We start from the raw sequence: 16,650 nt of genomic DNA on the forward strand, positions 1-16,650 counted from the left end.
AGTTTGGCGTAAAGTCAGTCGTCGAAAATAAGCGCGATCATTGTTCCAGCTCTTTCCAATTTATATGTATTGGCCATGACTCACATTTTGAGGGAGATGTGGTGATGCTGCATAGTAAGACGTGACACGATTTTTTATGCACGTTAAACTGCCACGTTTTATGACTCAAACCACCTCAACTATCTAAGGACTTCGCGAATGAAGAAATTTTCTATTGCCCTGCTTTTTTTGTTTAATCTCGCGGCGTTTCCCGCATCGGCTGCCGACGCTCCTGCAAGTGATGCGTCGATTAAACAACTGATTGAAATTACCAACTCAAAAAAGATGTTGGATGGTTTGATGCCGCAAATGGATGCAATGATGAAGTCTTCTATGCAGCAAGCATTAGCGGGTAATAAAATGACTGCGGAACAAGAAGCTGTCGTGCTCGAGATGCAGAAAGAGCTCGCCACATTATTGAAAAATGAGATGACATGGGAAACGATCGAACCTATGTTCCTTGAGATTTACAAAAAGAGTTTTACTCAAAAAGAGATTGAGGGCATGCTCAGTTTCTATCAATCGCCAGCAGGTCAAGCTGTGATCAAAAAGATGCCTTTGGTGATGCAAATGACCATGCAAATGATGGAGCGCCGCATGGCAGTGATGATGCCGAAGTTAGAGAAAATTAGTGCTGAGAGCGTAGAGAAACTGAAAAAGGTCTCAGAACAACCGAAAGGCTAAAAAGTCGCTCGACATGAAAAGCTGGGGTCAAGTTTTGACATCACACATTTTCGTAGAGTTTGGTGGCAATCACACAGAAATTTGTGATTGCTGCTCAGCTCCAGCACATCATCTTGTCGGTATCATCTTAGATCCATTTCTTACTCTGAATCTGATTGTGGATTCTTTTTTTGATTGATCTTCAAGTACGCATCCTATAGCAGCTCACGGCTGGACAATTCGCAGCTTGGTTTTGCTGGTACTGCTGCGTTGGTGGTTTAAAAAAAGAATCCTTGCTATAATCAAAACCGAAGTACACAGCGACTTCGATTTTCAATCTCTCATAATAACGATAAAAAGGAGCTCATCATGAATTCAATCAACCTGTTCCCACCACACGCTTTTTTTATTAGCGGGTTGCGTCAGGCTTAAGCGTATTTCCTTGATCTATTAATCTGAATAATCTGAAATCAGATTGATTAGTTAAGCGGAATTGCGATCAATACGTCCTGGCGACGACCTGCACTTTTACAGGTTGAAACCGAATGGGCAATTCCTCATTACAAATCATCGCAGAAAATGTTTCTGTGATCGCCTCACCAAAAACATGGATTGAAGGAGGCGCAATCCAGCAATTACAAACTACAGCAAAACTGCCAGGTATGCACCGGGTGGTTGGCATGCCTGATTTACATCCGGGGCGTGGTTATCCTGTGGGCGCAGCTTTCTTTTCGGTTGGTCGATTCTATCCCGCATTGATTGGTGGCGACATCGGTTGCGGCATGCGTTTATTAAAAACGGATCTTTCCATTGCAAAGCTATCACTCGACAAATTGGTTAAGCGTTTGGGCAATATTGATGCGCCCTTGATCGAGCAAAATGATTTTTGGCGAGAGCGCGTGCGTTCTTATCAATTGCAAGAGAGCGGCTTTGAACCCAGTTTGGGCACGATAGGCGGTGGCAATCATTTTGCTGAACTACAGCAGATAACCGAAGTGTTTGATCAGCAAATTTTTTCAGCGCATGGACTTGATCGCAAACAAGTGATGTTGCTGGTGCATAGCGGTTCACGCGGTTTCGGTGGACAAATTTTGCGTCAGCATATAGAGCAGTATGGACATCACGGTCTAGCTGAAGATGATGCCGCCGCGACTTCATATTGGCAGCAACATCAGCAAGCTTTACATTTTGCGCTATGCAATCGGAGTTTGATCGCTGAGCGTATTTGTGCGAACTTGGCCACGCATGCCGAACCGATATTGGACATCCATCATAATTTTTTGAGTGAAGTCAGCATCGATGGCGCGCGCGGGTTCTTGCACAGAAAAGGAGCGACGCCTGCAGACGAAGGTTTAATCGTGATTCCAGGCTCTCGCGGTGATTATTCCTTTGTGGTGCAGGCAAGATTAGGTAATCAAGGTGAGCTGGCTAGCCACAGTCTATTTTCCCTAGCGCATGGCGCGGGTCGAAAGTGGATGCGTAGCGAATGTGAGCCACGCCTCAAGCAACGGTACACGGTGGCGCAATTAAGCAGGACAGCGTTAGATAGTCGGGTGGTGTGCCACGATAAAGGCTTGATTTTTGAAGAAGCGCCAGAAGCATATAAACCGATCGATAGCGTGATTGAATCGCTACAAGATGCCGGTCTAATTCATGTGGTCGCCAAGCTCAAGCCCTTGATTAGCTATAAAACATCGGGTGGGTGCTGCTTATGATCTTAGTACAAATCACCGCTGGTCAGGGACCGGAAGAATGTTGTCTGGGCGTTGCTAAGACCTGGCAAGCTTTGCAACGCGAAGCGAGGCGCTATGCTTGTCGTTTAGAGTTAGTCGAGAGTGTTCCCGCTACGCGCACTTCAAACTTTAAATCTCTATTGCTTAGTCTTGAGGGGGAAAATGAAAATTCGTCAACCTCATGGATTCAAGAGTGGCAGGGTAGCGTGCAGTGGATATGTGAGAGCCCCTAGTTTGCGTTACCCGCGTAAAAATTGGTTCATCGGTGTGCGCTTATTTCAGATCGAAGAACGCATTGCCGATCACACCATGTGCTATCAAGCATGTCGTGCTAGCGGACCCGGCGGGCAACACGTCAACAAAACCGATAGCGCGATTCGCGCCACGCATATGGCGAGTGGAATCAGTGTTAAGGTACAGACTGAACGCAGTCAATATGCCAATAAAAAATTGGCGCAGCTTTTGATTGCCCAGAAACTAGCTGAACGCGATGAACAGCAAGCACTTCAACAAAATCGTGAGCGGCGACTTAGTCACTTGGAATTAGAGCGTGGGCGTGCAGGCTTAGTATTTGTTGGCTCAGAGTTCAAACGGCTATGATGACATCGACATTGAGTTTGTTTAGCTAATTCAATGTGACGAGAGTTTGAAGCTTAGTGTGCGGCATAATTTGAAGCATACAACGACGATGGAGATAAATATTCGGGCGATAAATTTAAACGCGCCAAATTCGTGAGCATGCAAAACCCGACCTTAAGCCTTGACATAACATTTTTTTGATAAGACAGTATCAGTTCACCCTAGAAGCAATCTTGAATTTATCTTTATCCTCAATTGAAAAATATGAATACAGATCTTTTTACTACAAGCAAAACCACAGGCGAAGCGGCAATCGAATCACTGATGCAACAGCGTGGTACTTATCCTCAGACTGGCGATTATCCATTCTTGATCGGCGATGCCGACGATGTGGAGCAATTGCAAGAAGCGGCTGAATACAACGAGCAGTCAGTGGATGAGATTCTGGGCGAAGCGGCTCGATTCGACATAGAGGCGTGGCTGCAAGAGCGTCGTGCGGAAGCAGAAGAATATGAATTCAGCGAAGACGAGGTGCTTGGTGAATGGCCTGGTGACGTTGCTGAGAAAGGCGCGATCTCACTGCATCGCGATATCTTGACGAGCGAAGTGAAATCTGAGGTCTACTTAGGCTCAGCAAAAATAGCGCAGCCTTGGCATCTACCTGCGGTCTTAAAATATGGTGACTGGAATGATTGCCCTGATCCCGTAGTGCATTGCGCGATGCATCAATACTGGCAAAAAGAATTCGGCGCTGAAATTGTCGGCGTCTCAGGAGACGTGATCGAGTGCATCGTTAAAAATCCACCGCGCGACCAAGAGACCGCGATCAAACTCGCATGGCAGCAATATTGGTATTGTACGGATATCGTCGACCAAGGTTGCGAAACCATCGCCAACCTCGCTGCGACGTTGTTGAATGCTGAGGTTTGGTATTTTTGGTGGGATTGAGGGTTTTTTGAGACAGTACAAAGTGCATTTCGACAAAATGCGACCATTTCGTGTGGTAGGAGTTGCTGTGTGAGCGCGCCCTCGTATCGATGGTGATACAGTATTTAGTCTATAAATCGGCAGTAGTCTAGCGATCAAGTATATAAATACTGGGCGCACTGTCAACAGTGTAGACAATGCGTAAGTTTTCATCGATGCGATAAATGTGCACAGAATCTGCCGAGGTGTCCAATATAAGGCGATCGTGTAGAACCTTTCGCCCTGTCACGGAATCCATCTGCACAATGTAGTCCTCGGTAATTAATAAAATAGATCCGGTGTAGTCACCTTTAAGTACATCGGCGTCGTACTGAGATAAGGGGACGTCTTCATCGAAAGCGATGTTGTGAAGTTGCAGTTCTCTAGATTGAAGACGGGCGACCAACTTTTCATTTACCCATGGTTTTGCTTGGTCGTTTAGCGAAAACGTTGTCGGGTCGATTAAGGCTTGTAAACTTGCTTTTTCGTAGTCGACCGAGTTGTCGTAGACAAAGGCGGCATCGGCAATTTCGACGGCTTTGGGTAAGAGTGCCAGTGTTCTCTGATAGCGCTCACGCACTTTGTCGGGAGCGACAAAATGGCCGGTGGTTGTTTTGGATTGGTAACGATCAATCACGCGTAAAACGTTTTTTTCTGGATCGTCGGTTGTGATAAATACCAGTAGAACGTGATAGCCTTGATTTTTAAGTGAGACTAATTCGTTGATCCGTGATGTGTGCGACATCACTGTTTCGAAAGCAAAGGTCTGATGATTTTCTATCGCCGTGAGCCGCATTTGAATGGCCGTGTTTTGCGCGGCGCGGTCGTGATCTTCTTGACTGGCATAATCGCCTGTTAAATCTTTGGCTACTTGGTCTGGGTTAATGAAGTGCGTGGGGATAGGAAATATTCCTCCCAGTGCTGCCAATCCTGTCTTTTTCACCTCGTCAATGAGCGAAGTTTTTCCACTACCATTTGGGCCAGCAAATACCACAACGTAAGGAGAGTCTTGAGGCGCGAGACTTGTGCTAATCATCATTAAAAAACGCGGCGAACCGTGTTTGATTGTTGGCGCATGTGTTGATGGACTTATTGGTGTTTAATCGCTTTGTTTAGCGGACTATGCGCGTTTTGCGATGCTTTATCGCACTAGCCAGATCACCAGACGGAAGTTGTCGTAGATCTATAGTAGTTGTAGCGTTTGCATTTTTGGCAGCTTGTACCCGTGCTTTGACAACTTTGAGTGAATTGGTCATATCGCCAGTTAAGGCTTCATCCCATTGTTTCGCGGTAGCACCAAGCACTTTGGTCGTATCAGTCAAGCGCGTTGGCGTCGTAAAACGGGAATATGTCTTGGTAGTCATCATAGAACTCCTAGAAGGATCGATTTATTATAGTCGATTTATCCGGCGTTAGAAAACCTGACATGAAATTGCATTAATATTTGCAAAAGAATTTGGCGCTGAAATCGTCGGCGTCTCAGGCGACGTGATCGAGTGCATCGTCAAAAATCCACCGCGCGACAAAGATACCGCAATCAAACTCGCATGGCAGCAATATTGGTATTGCACGGATATCGTCGAGCAAGCTTGCGAGACAATCGCTAACCTCGCCGCAACGTTGTTGAATGCTGAGGTTTGGTATTTTTGGTGGGATTGAGGTTTCTTATTCCGCCTTTCACCGGCATTTCATAAGCCCATTGTCAGTTCCATTCCTGCTTAGAAAATTTTTAGCAATATTCGTGCGCATGAATTTATGCATAATAAATGCGTATTATATTGTGGGATTTCGTTATTTTGGAGTTAAAAATGAAGCAAACAAATTCACCAAAAAAAGCAACGAACATCAGCTTACCCATGGATGTTTACCTTAGCGCAAAGGAATTGGGGATTAACATTTCACAAGTGTGCGAACAAAGTTTGCGTGAAACGATACGTTCTGAACAAGAGCGTGAATGGAATGAAAAAAATGCCGCATTTATCAAAGTCTATAATCAAAAAGTAGAAGAAGATGGCGTGGCATTGGCAGAGTGGCGAGGGTTTTAAATGGCGCGCTTTGATGTGTATGCGAACACAGGGAAGAGTAAAAAGGCGACACCTTTTTTGATCGACGTACAAAGTAATGTGATTAGTGGATTGGCGACACGTATCGTTATTCCATTGCACGACTTGAGCACAACTTGAACGCATTTAAGAATGTCGAAGCGCCCGCAGATTTGTTTCCTAGGATTACAGTCAACGGAAAGAAATATTTGCTAGATACACCGCAGCTTGCCGCAATCCCATTGGTAGAGTTGAAGGAAAAAGTTGACACTGCCGCTGTATTTCAAGTAGCGATACTTGATGCCTTAGACAGAGTTTTTGGTGCATATTAATGGGCAACAAAAATTGTAGCTGGACGCATGGCAGCGATGTTGGTATTGCAAAAGCCAAATAAATTATTCAGTCACTCACTACCGACTTTGAAGCGCATGCGCAGCACACCTATCAGAGTGTGGAGTATTGGTTGGCACGGAATATTCAGCATCTTTAGATTACGCAAAGTGAGAAATTTCCTCAATGCGCTCAATAAAGTAAAGGCAGCTTGCGAGGTATTCGGACAGGTCATAGAAAACCATGCTCCTGATGTCAGGAACATGGTGGACTCACAAGACAAAAACAAGGGCAGTTTTCATATTTCAACATGATGGATGTCGTGTATTAATGTTAGAACTGGCTCCCTTTCACCTTAGCACTGCAGCCTATTGTGCGGGAAGTAAATAGTCGTCATACCAAACATGTTCCAAGCTATCCGCTTCCGCAAGCCATTCCTGTACCGTCGAACGTGCCAGTAACATCTCACCCCACTTTTTCACTAAAGGAAAAGCTGCGAAGTTAGGTTGATGGCGAAACAAACGCAACACGGCTGGCACAAAATTGAGATCAACCAGAGACAATGCACCGAACAAATACGGCCCACCACTAAAGCTTAATTGTTTTTCCCAGACCGCAAACAAGAATGCAATCTGCTCTTGTTCGGTTTGACTCAATGCACGCTTTTCTGGGTAAAACGCGCTTTCAAATGAGAGGCGATGGCAAATATTCGATAGCCCGCTGTGTTGCCAAGCCAGCATAGATCTGGCTCGTGCTCGTTCGATCAGGTTTTCAGGTAACAAAGTCTGCTCACCAAGCTCGCTCACCAGTTCCATAATGGCCAAAGAATCAAAGATCACTTGATCATCTACCAACAATACAGGTACAGCACCAGGTGGTGAAAATTCGGCGATAGCAGCCAGGTTCTTGAAGCGTTGTGGACGTCGTATATCGACTACACGCTCTTCAAATGTTAAGCCTTGCTCTTTCAACGCGAGCCATGCCCGCATCGCCCAACTTGAAGCATTTTTGGTTCCAGAATAAAGTACTAACTTCATGTTCTTTCCTTATTGTTGTATCACCGCGATGACGATGCCAAACCACCATTTAGTTTTGTAGTTTGAGCTCTCCAACTCTGGCAAGCGGTAAAATGATAGCTTCAAAGTAAAGTCGACAAGCGGCGTTAATGGCTGCAAAAACGCCCGATTCCTGCAAATTTTTTTAAAATGCGGACATACTGCACAAATGAATAAGCTTGATAATTTCGATCTCGTCATCCTACGAGAGTTGCAAAAAGACTGTCGTCGAACTTCTGAACAATTAGCGGAAATCGTCGCCTTATCTCCTACCGCCATCCAACGTCGCATCAAACGCTTGCGCGATGAACAGGTCATTCTTGCAGAACGTGCCACGATCAATCCTAAAGCATTAGGGCGCTACTTAAGTTTGATTGTCATGGTGAGCTTTAAACTGGGACGAAGTGATATTAATGCCCAATTTAAGCGAACCATGTGCGAGACGCCGCAAGTATTGCAATGTTATGCGGTCACAGGTGATTACGATTTCGCTTTGACCATTTCGGTCAAAGATATGGAAGAATATGAAGCGCTCACACACCATCTTTTTCATAGCAACGAAGCGATACAAAAATTTCAAACCATGGTGGTAATGGAAGCAGTCAAGGAGGGCTTGCAGATACCCATTGATGCATAAGCTATGACACACAGAGGGTTATTGCGATCGCGTCTCGATTGAATAACGCTACGACACAATTGCTTGCTACGGTTGTGCAGCGACCTCGATCTTGTAGAGCATTGCTCAACATCGATATCGGCAAAAAAAATTTGGCGCTGAAATCGTCGGCGTGTTAGGCGACGTAATTGGGTGCATCGTCAAAAATCCACGACGCGACAAAGAAACCGCAATCAAACTCGCATGGCAGCAACATTGGTACTGCCGCACGGATTATCTAGTCCACTCTTGCCCACGGGGTCATGGGCTAAACCTGACAATATCAGGAAGGCACGCGTTCAATACGACATGCGTAACAACCATAAGTAGGGAATCTCACTAAGACGAATTTAACTTCCTGCTTGGCCAACAATGCTTGCAAATCGACTTCACATTGCAACGGTGCTGTAAGGCAGGCGTCAACAATACGCTCTTGCGCTGAATAGGCACGCAGGACGAATTGTTGCCCAAGGTAATGCTGTTTGACGAGATCAGACAAATGTGGAGGATGCACTTGCGTATGCGTATGCGTATGCTTATGTTCATGTGCATGCGCACGAATAAAAACGGGTCCATACTCCTTATACGGGCTGGCGACCTCAAACGGGCAGTAACTTGCCAATATCAATTCCTCACCCGCCTTAGCTCTGTGTAAGCTATCGCGGCACGGCTCACCGCCACTTGCAATCAGTCGCTCGACGGTTTGACCTTGATCATCCACACCCGACTCGCGGGCGCGTTGCAGAAATGTCGATTTAACAGGAATGATTTTGTAGGATAAATCGGATTGCGCTTTCTGTTCTATTCTTTGTTCCATGCTTTGCACCACGCTTTTCATTATTCAATTGCGATTGAGGAGCTGCAATTGTCCAGCATCGTCGTCAATAATGATCGCCAAATTCGGACAGGTAATTGAAGATTAGCTTACTTAATTTACCTGCCTATCTTCGAGGCTCAAGGCTCAAGGAAGCTTCTCCGCCAGAGTAAGCAACTGATTAACGACCGCATCCAAACCAGGTCTCTGCATATTGGGAATGAACATGGCGTTCGCCAACAAAATCAGCGTCATTTTCTTTTGCGGTACTTGCCTATAGGCTGTCGCCATGCCACCGGTAAATCCATAAGTCGCGATACCATTCAATTCAATTAGATCCCAACCATGTGTGAAATTTCTAGCTTGAGCATAGATAAAAGGCTGGCGTAATCTAAGCAAGCTGGCAGTGGAAAGTAAGTTGCCCGCATCAAGTTTCTGATTCCATTCGAGAAAAGCATTCATACTCAAATTCAAACCAGCCGCACCGTAGTTGTAGTGAGGAAAATGCCAATTTCGCTTGGTCAATTTGTCGCTTGTATTGTTATATCCTGAGCTAAAATTTTGCATGACTGCCAGGTGATTCCCCTCAAAAAATACAGGAAATTGCGTCCTTGCAAATTGAGTTTCGAGAATATAAGCACTCAAGCTTAGTCCCAGTATCTTTTGAAAAATACGATTGAGTAGCCAATAGTTCGTTTGATTGTAATCAAACCGAGCCCCGGGTTTAAATAGAATCGCTTTCGCATATACCGCTTGCTGTGCCTCGGCTTCAGGTAAATTTTCATAGGTGACGATGTCTGGTAATCCGGATGAGTGACTGAGTAAATGTGCTATCGTTACCTCACGCCACGCCTCGGGCAGGTCGGTTAAAAAATCCACCAGCTTGCTATCCAGCGACAATTTGCCTTGCTCTATCAATTGATGAACTGCAAGCGCCGAAAAAATTTTGGTACTGGAAAATAGCGGAAACACGGTGTCATCAGTGACAGGCACAGAGAATTCTAAATTTGCCCACCCATAATTACCTCGGTGTATGAGTTTGCCGTCTCTGACTATCGCCAGTGCAAGACCCGGTATCTTATGCGACCGCTGAACCTCGCGCACGTAACGATCAATCTCGTTCTCGGTTTGAGAATGAGCATGGGGCATACTGAATAACAGTAGACAGATAAAACAAACTCGTGCCAAACAAATCAACATCATTTCTTCTCATTGAGTAAGCGAATCACAGCTTCTGCCACGGCAACCGAAGATTCCCAATTCATCCCTGTCACCAGACGACCATCAACCTCGAAATGGCTTTTACCATTAGCGCCAAAGGTGAATTTTCCTTTGCGTTGCGTAATCGTGGTCTCTAAGGAAAAAGGATAAGCTTTAAAGATGGGTGATTGTTGATTTAGGTAACGATCTGGAAAACTGGTCACTACCTTATCGCTGAGTAAGAAAGTTCCATTGCTTTGCTTTAAATTGCTAATACCTTGCGTACCTTGGCAAATCGCGGCAATCACGCCGCCTTGTTGCTCATAAATTTGCATAGCAATGTCTTGTATTGCCCGGTTATCGGCAATCTCAATAATTGCAGAGCCACCGCCTATGTAGTTAATGGCGGCATAATCCGATGCATTTATTTCGGATGGCTGCTTGGTATGCGATAGCGCCCACATAAAATCGTGGTCATACAGATGCTGCCGCTGTACGGTATCTGAAGTATTGATCATTTCTAAAGGGACAGAACCGCCTTGCTGACTCATGAAATCAATCGCATAACCGGCTTTGATAAAAGTCTGATACGCGTATGCTAATTCAGGAAAATTATTCCCTGTATTCATGGACGTGCCGGGATATTGCTGGGCATTCGACACCACAAACAGAATCTTGCGACCGTGCTGTGGTGCATTTTCTCGAATCGCCGTCTTACTAATAATTTGCCAGGTTCCCTGAATTTTCTTGAGTAAAAACACATCGACAAAACGTATACCTGGTTTAAGCAGCAAGATTTCTGCTTTCGCGGTGGCGACATCACCTGTGACATCCATGCTAATTATGCGGCCTAGTCGTCCATTGAATTGGCCTTTTTTATCCTCAGGAAAAAGTTGCGCATATTCTAAAGCCCCCATTTCACGCATCGCATCATCTTTGCCTGGTAAATATAAGCGGGCGTTGGCATAAAAAGCTGCTTTGATTTGGCTTTGATCGTTATAACTGGTTCCATTCAAATACAAATGTATGGCTTGCTTAATCCCTTTCCCTTCCTCATTGCCGGTCACTGCAGAGGCAGCGAGACTCCGGTCGGCTATTGCAAACCAACAACACAGCAAAAAAAGAATACGTACAAAGAAAATTTTATTCATTGCTTCACCTTCATCCGAAAAATATTTGTTCATTGATTTTGATTGATTGTTCAAATACAAATCGGTGTTCAGGGCTGACTGAAATTTAAAAGCGTCAAAAGCGTCAAAAACGTCGACACTGCACGCGGCTATGAACACCTGTTTTGCAGATGTTCAATGTAAGAGAGATAAGGATGTTTGCTGTTCCAAACCATGATTCAGGACTCCAGAATCATAATTTCAGAGAGTGTAGAGGGCGAAAAAGCTAGCGCCTATGCCTATAACTGTGGGTTATTAATATGGGTTATAACTTAGATGCAGCGCGATAGCTAGCGGGTGTCTGTTCGGTGATTTTCTTAAATGCGGCGAAGAAGGTAGAGTTGGAATTGAAGCCACAACGTTCAGCAACTAATTCCATGTTCAAGTGTGGTTCGTTGAGCAAGAGCTTTTTTGCATCTTCGATACGAAATTCGTTGACATAGAGATTAAAACTTTTATTCAGCCTGTCGTTGAGGACTTGAGAAACGGTGGTTTGCAGACTGCCCGTTTTTTTGGCTAGTAGTGCTAGAGTCAAATTCGGATGTAAATGTAACTGTTGTTCGTGCATGACTTGATTAAGTGAGGCCAATAACTTGAGTGCATCGTCTTCAGTCAATTTGCGGTTTTGATACTTTTCTTTTTTACCCGCATCCACTAAAGCCTCTTTGCGCAACATGAAAGCGATCACCGTTATGTGTACAGAAAAAGTAAATGACAGTGCTCCGACAATATATGAGGTCAGGGGAGTCGTAACATAAGCGATCAAAATCACGCCGCTGCTACAAAAAACGCTCAGTAAAAGAAAGGTATTGCGGGACATAGGCGCAACGTCATCGAACAATATCGCCCGTGATCGCCACAATTGCCAAGCAGCCGCCAATAAATAGGAAAACCAAACCGCATGTATGCCGTAGATGGAGTAACGCCAGATGATGCGATATTCAGAATAAGGGAAGAAGCATCCGAGAGCGATGACAAAGAAAGGCCAACTAAGATGCCAACGCCATTCATGCCCAGACACGGCTTGACGGAACTCGACCAGATGATAATGCACATAAAGATAGGTCAAAGGCCCGATCAACAAACAGGCTGATAACCCTATCTGCAAAAACTCAACGGCAAGATCTCGATTGAAAAAATATAAAGTCGATTTGGCGGTACGTACCGCGATCACTAACAAGAGCGCCCCCAACATGCTGTTGGCTAAACGATGAGGACGCCGGCTAAAAAAATAGATCGCCAAGAAAAGGCCGTTAATCGCTCCAAGCGCGCTAAACAAGAATAGAAGATGGCCTGCGAACATGGGCATATTTAGAGACTAAAGATTAAGTGTGGAAATGTCAGGTCGAAAGAATTTAGCTCACAAGTATAGACGCAATAGCACGCAGGGTGCTGATTTAAGTCCGGTGTTGATGTCTTTGCAGAAGTCGCATAATTTGACTTGAGCTCGTTTAAAATTTAGTCTTCGGATGGGTAGGTTTTTTACGCACTCTTTTTTCTGGTTTTTTGGTTTATATGACTTAACAGTGGTTCCGAATGTGAACTATGTGCCTTGAGCTTGTATGTCAAGATTTGGGCGCAATTTTTGCTTGTTCTTAAGATTTGTCATTATATTCAAATTGAAGCGAGACCAAAATGCAAACATCCGTACCGCGCCAAACTGAACAGACTCAGCAAACGCCGCAGCAAACCGGATTAACGAAGCAACCTAATTCCGTCTACGGTTTGGCTAGTACGCATTCTCTCGCGACGGCACAACGACAAGAAACGGCGGACAGTGCTGTTCAAGCGACACAATTGCAAGCGCGTTCGCGGATGATGGCGGCAAGCCACAGCGCTCTGCAATTAAAGGCTATCGCGACCTTGCTCAATGGCAATTCTGGCGCTGCAGCGCAGCGGGTAGAGCAGAACGGATCAACTTTTATCCAAAGAAAACCTCAATCCCAAGAGTCGCTACAAATGCAGGCAGTGACACCCGAAAAACCAAATCAGACCGGGCTCCCACACCAACTTAAAGCGGGCATCGAATCTCTGTCTGGTATCAGCATGGATCACGTAAAGGTGCACTACAACTCATCTCAACCTGCGCAATTGAATGCAATGGCCTATGCTCAAGGTCATGACATCCATGTCGCTCCCGGACAAGAGCGACATTTGCCACATGAAGCATGGCATGTGGTACAGCAAGCTCAGGGCAGAGTAAAGGCGACCATGCAAATGAAAGCCGGTGTGTTGGTGAATGATGATGTCGGCTTGGAGACCGAAGCAGACATCATGGGAGCCAAGGCCATGGAATTAAAGCCAGCTGCTACGTCTGCTGTATCTGCTGTACCAACGGCTCAGTTTCGACAAATGGCTGGAAACCTGAGTTCAGGAACTGGTGCTTACCCAATACAACTCGCTACCATCACTGGATCAGGTGGTACGGTCAAGACCTTCAACGAGACGACCACGAAATCAGTGTCATATGCGATCGGCGATGTGGCTGCAAAGGCGGGCGGCACGGCCACTGGCACCGCGGAGTGGAAGGATGTCTTAATAGACGCTGGTACAAACAACGCTGCTACGCAATTACATTTAGTAAACATGGATTGGGGCGGTAAAGGCGGCTCGGCTGACGGCAATATTTTCCCTGGATCGCAATCTTTGAATGGTCATCACAAAACACAAGAAAACAAATTTAGAAGATTATTTTCTGCCCCCGGTGACAAAGCACCGGTCGCTATGACTTATACCTGTTCCACTAATGGCCCGGTGGGAAATCACACTTTTCCATTAGGTCCAGCTGCTGCCGATGTCCCACTCGCAGATCATACCGTCAACGTGAGGGTGACAGATGACACTAATGGCGGTTCCTTGTTAAACGAAAATGTTGCCGCCGGCGCGAACATGAAAATACGTGATCCGAAGTAAAACCAAGTGGAAATAGGCTCTTGGCGCGCGCAAAAAATCCGATAACACAGAGCATTCGTTCAGCGACTATTTTGAACTGTAGCAATCACGCAAAATAGGTTTGATCAGAGTTCAAGGATGTTATTTTGTGATTCCCTTGAGATAAGCTCGGTCTGAAAATTCGATTTTTCAACGCCAGTTTTTGTCGTTTCGTCGCATATTCCTGATAAGTCAAAGAAAAATTCGATACAGTGCGAGCCGTCAACAGCTTTCACTGTTTTTCTTTTTTTCGAGACGATAATGCACACACCAAAAAGTTCAGTCATCACCCTTATTCTCTGCAATGTTATTGCCGTATCCGCACATGCTCAGCAGTCTAGCGATACGAAAACGCAAACTCAAACGCAAGCTCAAACTCAAGCACAACAGACACAACGTGTCGAAGTACAAGGCAAATCGCAAGAACAATTTGCACGCACAGAAACCGCTGCGCGATCTATTGTCAGCAATGCAGAACTCACCCGTTTTGGCGACAACAATATCGTCGATGCGATGAAACGTGTTCCGGGTGTGCAAGTCACCAATAACAAACTTCATCTCTTAGGGATGGCGGCAGGCTACACCCAAATTCTGATCGATGGCGAGGCACCGCGCGGCATCACCGTGGAAGATATTCCGCTCAATATGATCGAGCGTGTTGAAATTTATCGTGGTGCGAATGCGCAATTTAGTACGCAAGCTATGGCGGGCACGATCAATATTATTCTCAAGAAATCAGCGACCAATAAACAGCACAGTATTAAGGCCAGCGTTGGCCATATGTTCCAAAATACGGGCAGTGTAGATTGGTTTCATTCCGATAAAGACGGCAATCTTTCTCATACCGTCAGCGTCAGCTTATCCAAGGATCGTTCGAAAGCTAGTCAACCAGAGGATTCGACGACGAACTTCGTCAATGAAAATACATTATCTGGCGTTAAGAGCGAATTTCAGAATGTGTCGCACAGTAAGCGTGGTGATGAGTCGCTACGTATTTCTCCCAGAATTCAATATAAAACCGATTCCAATATTAATCTGACGTCGACATCGATCATTGCGCACAATCGCTTCAACGCAGACACAACGAGTCAGTTCAATAATGTGTCTGGACGTGTGTTTGAAATCGGTAAAACCACTTCACATGACAGCAACCGTGGCACTAACTTCGGCAGCACGCTCAAAGCGGTTACCAGCTTGGATAATCAGATTGGTGTCGATGCCAGCGCAGGCTTTCAGGCGCAAAGTTTTATCGCACGTTCGCAATCACAAAATTATCTGCCTGATGGCACACTTAAGTTTAATCGCGACCTCAATACGGACGTCCATGTCATCGTCGGCATTACCAATGGCAAGCTGAGTATCCCAACGAATGCAGAACATGATTTGGTCATTGGTTGGTCTGGTTGGCGTGCTAACGTCGATGTGGAAAATAATCAAAGCGATCGATACGCTTCTAGTCAAAATAATGTCTTTCGCCCGCATAGCGCAAACTCCGTAATGGACAACGCCGCTTTCTTCGCACAAGACGATTGGAAATTTAAGAAAAATTCCTCGGTCTCTCTTGGATTGCGTTGGGAATCTCAAGGCATACGTACTGAGAATAACTTTGGCGACAAAGTGAATAATCGCGCTAGTGTTTTGAGTCCGGTGGTTCAGACGATGTGGCAGCTCGATCCACAAAACACTGAACGAATTCGTCTTGGTGTTTCGCGTACTTTCAAAGCACCAGAAGGTACGCAACTCTTAATGCCGAAGATTTTTGTCATCAATAATTCCATCGAGAGTCCGAACATTGTCGGCAATCCAAACTTACGTCCAGAACTTTCTTGGAGCCTGGACGCCGCGTTTGAGCACAATGGAAAAGATGGTCTCAATTATGCGATCCGCGCTAAAGCGCAATCTATTGAGGATATTCACCGCGAAGTGGTATTCGAAGCCGATAATGCTTATTGGAAAAGATTTGTGAATGCGGGCACTGCACAGAGTCAAAGCCTTGAGCTTTCCACGCAATTTCCATTGAAACGTTGGATGGACAATGCGCCGGACATGGACTTTTCTGCCAGTTACTCTCACTTCTGGTCGAACGTAAAAGATTTGGCGACTCCGTATAACTCACTCACACCATATCAATATGTGTACACCTTCGGTGCAAACTACCGCGCTAAAGATATTCCACTTACGGCTGGTGTTAGCGCCAAAATTCAAGATTCTCATTGGCAGCAAATTAGTCTTACAGAACGTCAATACTTGAAGACACCTAAGAATGTCGATATCTACGCGCTGTGGAAATTCGACAAGCAAAGTCAATTGCGCTTTGCGCTGAATAATCTTCTCGGTGGAAAAGCCTATGATTCATTCACCTATGCCAGTGTCGGCAACGAGAGGAGTCAATCAGCACGAGCTGTGCCAACTGCGCGTAACTTCAGCATGACTTACGAGTATAAGTTTTAAGCTAGTATCTGCATCCCCGAAAT

20 protein-coding genes are annotated in these 16,650 nt (G+C 45.4%); 13 read left to right on the forward strand and 7 right to left on the reverse strand.

The annotated features are described in order from the left end of the window. Positions 1-198 precede the first annotated feature (198 nt). From H8K55_RS16320 to H8K55_RS16335, 5 genes are all read left to right on the forward strand, one after another. Positions 199-723 (forward strand): DUF2059 domain-containing protein, encoded by a 525-nt coding sequence (locus H8K55_RS16320; protein ID WP_186943128.1) that lies wholly within the window; start codon positions 199-201, stop codon positions 721-723. Positions 724-1,247: 524 nt separating this feature from the next. Further along, complete coding sequence (locus H8K55_RS16325; protein ID WP_186943129.1) at positions 1,248-2,417, forward strand: RNA ligase RtcB family protein; 1,170 nt, start codon at positions 1,248-1,250, stop codon at positions 2,415-2,417. Next, a complete protein-coding gene (locus H8K55_RS21610) occupies positions 2,414-2,668 on the forward strand; it encodes a hypothetical protein (protein ID WP_222612511.1) in 255 nt (84 codons plus the stop codon). The genes H8K55_RS16325 and H8K55_RS21610 overlap by 4 nt, the downstream gene beginning before the upstream one ends. Continuing rightward, the gene (locus H8K55_RS16330) at positions 2,655-3,035 is read left to right on the forward strand and encodes a peptide chain release factor-like protein (protein ID WP_329605055.1); all 381 of its coding nucleotides are present in this window, start codon (positions 2,655-2,657) and stop codon (positions 3,033-3,035) included. Before H8K55_RS21610 ends, H8K55_RS16330 begins: the two co-directional genes overlap by 14 nt. A 243-nt stretch (positions 3,036-3,278) precedes the next feature. Continuing rightward, complete coding sequence (locus tag H8K55_RS16335) at positions 3,279-3,962, forward strand: DUF4253 domain-containing protein (RefSeq protein ID WP_186943130.1); 684 nt, start codon at positions 3,279-3,281, stop codon at positions 3,960-3,962. 127 nt (positions 3,963-4,089) lie between these two features. Here the strand turns inward: H8K55_RS16335 and H8K55_RS16340 are convergent, their stop codons facing one another. Both H8K55_RS16340 and H8K55_RS16345 read right to left on the reverse strand, forming a co-directional pair. Beyond that, positions 4,090-5,016, reverse strand: a complete 927-nt coding sequence (locus H8K55_RS16340) for a zeta toxin family protein (RefSeq protein ID WP_222612508.1) — start codon at positions 5,014-5,016, stop codon at positions 4,090-4,092. Positions 5,017-5,092: 76 nt separating this feature from the next. Next, positions 5,093-5,344 carry a hypothetical protein gene (locus H8K55_RS16345; protein ID WP_186943132.1) on the reverse strand — a complete coding sequence of 84 codons (252 nt, stop codon included), beginning with the start codon at positions 5,342-5,344 and terminating at the stop codon, positions 5,093-5,095. Positions 5,345-5,420: 76 nt separating this feature from the next. Between H8K55_RS16345 and H8K55_RS16350 the strand changes: the two genes are divergently transcribed. The 4 genes from H8K55_RS16350 (at position 5,421) to H8K55_RS22075 (ending at position 6,354) form a co-directional block, all read left to right on the forward strand. After that, the gene (locus tag H8K55_RS16350; protein WP_329605057.1) at positions 5,421-5,639 is read left to right on the forward strand and encodes a DUF4253 domain-containing protein; all 219 of its coding nucleotides are present in this window, start codon (positions 5,421-5,423) and stop codon (positions 5,637-5,639) included. Positions 5,640-5,788: 149 nt separating this feature from the next. Continuing rightward, positions 5,789-6,025 carry a type II toxin-antitoxin system CcdA family antitoxin gene (locus H8K55_RS16355; RefSeq protein WP_186943133.1) on the forward strand — a complete coding sequence of 79 codons (237 nt, stop codon included), beginning with the start codon at positions 5,789-5,791 and terminating at the stop codon, positions 6,023-6,025. Then, positions 6,026-6,163 (forward strand): CcdB family protein, encoded by a 138-nt coding sequence (locus tag H8K55_RS22070; protein WP_186943134.1) that lies wholly within the window; start codon positions 6,026-6,028, stop codon positions 6,161-6,163. Further along, positions 6,160-6,354 carry a CcdB family protein gene (locus tag H8K55_RS22075; RefSeq protein WP_186943135.1) on the forward strand — a complete coding sequence of 65 codons (195 nt, stop codon included), beginning with the start codon at positions 6,160-6,162 and terminating at the stop codon, positions 6,352-6,354. Before H8K55_RS22070 ends, H8K55_RS22075 begins: the two co-directional genes overlap by 4 nt. Positions 6,355-6,720: 366 nt before the next feature. Here H8K55_RS22075 and H8K55_RS16375 read toward each other — a convergent pair whose 3' ends face one another. Next, positions 6,721-7,389, reverse strand: a complete 669-nt coding sequence (locus tag H8K55_RS16375; protein ID WP_186943137.1) for a glutathione S-transferase family protein — start codon at positions 7,387-7,389, stop codon at positions 6,721-6,723. Between the two features lie 187 nt (positions 7,390-7,576). On the opposite strand from H8K55_RS16375, the gene H8K55_RS16380 reads away from it, so the two are divergent. After that, positions 7,577-8,044 carry an Lrp/AsnC family transcriptional regulator gene (locus tag H8K55_RS16380; RefSeq protein WP_186943138.1) on the forward strand — a complete coding sequence of 156 codons (468 nt, stop codon included), beginning with the start codon at positions 7,577-7,579 and terminating at the stop codon, positions 8,042-8,044. A 100-nt stretch (positions 8,045-8,144) separates the two neighbouring features. Then, positions 8,145-8,405 carry a DUF4253 domain-containing protein gene (locus H8K55_RS22350; protein WP_408057983.1) on the forward strand — a complete coding sequence of 87 codons (261 nt, stop codon included), beginning with the start codon at positions 8,145-8,147 and terminating at the stop codon, positions 8,403-8,405. Here the strand turns inward: H8K55_RS22350 and H8K55_RS16385 are convergent. From H8K55_RS16385 to H8K55_RS16400, 4 genes are all read right to left on the reverse strand, one after another. Next, positions 8,346-8,879, reverse strand: coding sequence for a DUF1203 domain-containing protein (locus tag H8K55_RS16385; RefSeq protein ID WP_186943139.1), 534 nt, complete (start codon positions 8,877-8,879; stop codon positions 8,346-8,348). The genes H8K55_RS22350 and H8K55_RS16385 overlap by 60 nt on opposite strands. A gap of 144 nt (positions 8,880-9,023) precedes the next feature. Next, a complete protein-coding gene (locus H8K55_RS16390; RefSeq protein ID WP_186943140.1) occupies positions 9,024-10,025 on the reverse strand; it encodes a serine hydrolase domain-containing protein in 1,002 nt (333 codons plus the stop codon). A gap of 50 nt (positions 10,026-10,075) precedes the next feature. Further along, entirely contained in the window at positions 10,076-11,227 is a 1,152-nt protein-coding gene (locus H8K55_RS16395) for a nuclear transport factor 2 family protein (RefSeq protein ID WP_186943141.1), read from the reverse strand. Between the two features lie 283 nt (positions 11,228-11,510). Beyond that, positions 11,511-12,554: an AraC family transcriptional regulator gene (locus tag H8K55_RS16400; protein WP_186943142.1), complete on the reverse strand. Its 1,044-nt coding sequence runs from the start codon at positions 12,552-12,554 to the stop codon at positions 11,511-11,513. A 326-nt stretch (positions 12,555-12,880) separates the two neighbouring features. On the opposite strand from H8K55_RS16400, the gene H8K55_RS16405 reads away from it, so the two are divergent. Then, entirely contained in the window at positions 12,881-14,158 is a 1,278-nt protein-coding gene (locus H8K55_RS16405) for an eCIS core domain-containing protein (RefSeq protein ID WP_230408668.1), read from the forward strand. Between the two features lie 279 nt (positions 14,159-14,437). Then, positions 14,438-16,627, forward strand: a complete 2,190-nt coding sequence (locus H8K55_RS16410) for a TonB-dependent receptor plug domain-containing protein (protein WP_186943143.1) — start codon at positions 14,438-14,440, stop codon at positions 16,625-16,627. The last annotated feature ends 23 nt before the right edge of the window (positions 16,628-16,650 follow it).

The organism is Affinundibacterium flavidum (genome assembly GCF_014284175.1).
Classification (GTDB): Bacteria; Pseudomonadota; Gammaproteobacteria; order Burkholderiales; family Burkholderiaceae_D; genus Undibacterium; species Undibacterium flavidum.